Origin of the sequence: Massilia sp. DJPM01 (genome assembly GCF_030348125.1) — a bacterium.
Lineage (GTDB): Bacteria > Pseudomonadota > Gammaproteobacteria > Burkholderiales > Burkholderiaceae_D > Telluria_A > Telluria_A frigida.
This window is the reverse complement of sequence record NZ_JAQOZV010000182.1, coordinates 1-1075: the sequence shown is the minus strand read 5'-3', so window position 1 is coordinate 1075 and position 1075 is coordinate 1. Positions and strand designations below refer to the sequence as shown.

At 62.7% G+C, this 1075-nt stretch carries 2 protein-coding genes; both read right to left on the bottom strand.

Annotated elements, in window-relative coordinates; translation table 11 throughout:
* A partial coding sequence (locus PO883_RS34520; protein ID WP_289313811.1) for a hypothetical protein occupies window positions 1-306 on the bottom strand: 306 nt, incomplete at its 3' end.
* Window positions 307-1075: hypothetical protein (locus tag PO883_RS34515; RefSeq protein ID WP_289313810.1), on the bottom strand; the 769-nt coding region annotated here is incomplete at its 5' end.

The following is a 1075-nucleotide window of genomic DNA, read 5'->3' as shown; positions in this document are numbered from 1 at the left end:
GCCCATATTGATCCACGCCGGCGAAGCCATGATCTTGTCCTGCAGCTTTTCCGCCAGGTCGAACATCGGACTACCCGGCTTGCCCACGCCCTCGATGATCGGCCCTGCCAGCGACTTTGCCAGCTTTCCGGCGATAGATGGATCGTTTTGCAAGTCGCCCAATGTCAGAAACGCGTCGTCACCCGAACCGACATCGCCATTGCGCACCGCGATGCCGCTCGCCATGGCGCGCAGCACCTCGCGCGTTTGCGGGTCCTTGACGGCCAGAATGGACGCGGTGGAAATTGGTGGTACTGATACAGTCATTTAGATGTCCTTCAAGCTGCGGATGGACGCCGCCGCCCGCAGCCGTTTGAATCGGCCGGTGCCGGAAATCTCGAACTTCCACCTGTCGGAGGGTTCAAGGCCAGAATGGCCGTTGCGTGGTTCGGTGGGAAGGTAAAAAGTCGTCTCCCCGCTCCCGACGGTCTTGGTGTATCCCAGCCTGTCTTTCTGGTAGAACCGGATGGTGAAGTCGCCAGTGCATTCAACCTGGGCGACCGCCAGCGCGGCTGGCGCGGCAAGCACAATGTCCCCGGTTGCCCATCGCAGGGGAAGCATGCTGCCCCCGCCGAACTGGCGCAGGGTCGTTCCCGATACAACGTACATTTGGTCCGACGTCGTGAGGACGGCGGCAGTGCTGGCCACCAGCTGCGGCAAGTCCGTCATTTCCCCGCCTTCGGACAGATCGATCATGAAGGGCACGAAAGCGCCGGTCTTGGAAAAGACGATCAACTTGCCGTCATAGCGTGCGAACTGCATGCTGGCCAGGCCGGCGCCGCATCGATCGCGCCACACCTCGCGCGTAAAAAAGCGATCGGACAGCGCCATGCTTGGCGAACTGCCTTCCACCGCTACAATGCCATCGTGACAGGCGTACAGCGCGCGGCCGGCGATGCTGATCACCGACCATTTGGACGCGCCGGCGTGCGCGATGTCGAGCGGGATCTCGGCCATCGCGTCCGGACTGACTCCGGATATCAGCGACGGCTCAGCGACAGTCGTCACCAGCGCGCCGGCGGCGTGCAAGTGGGCG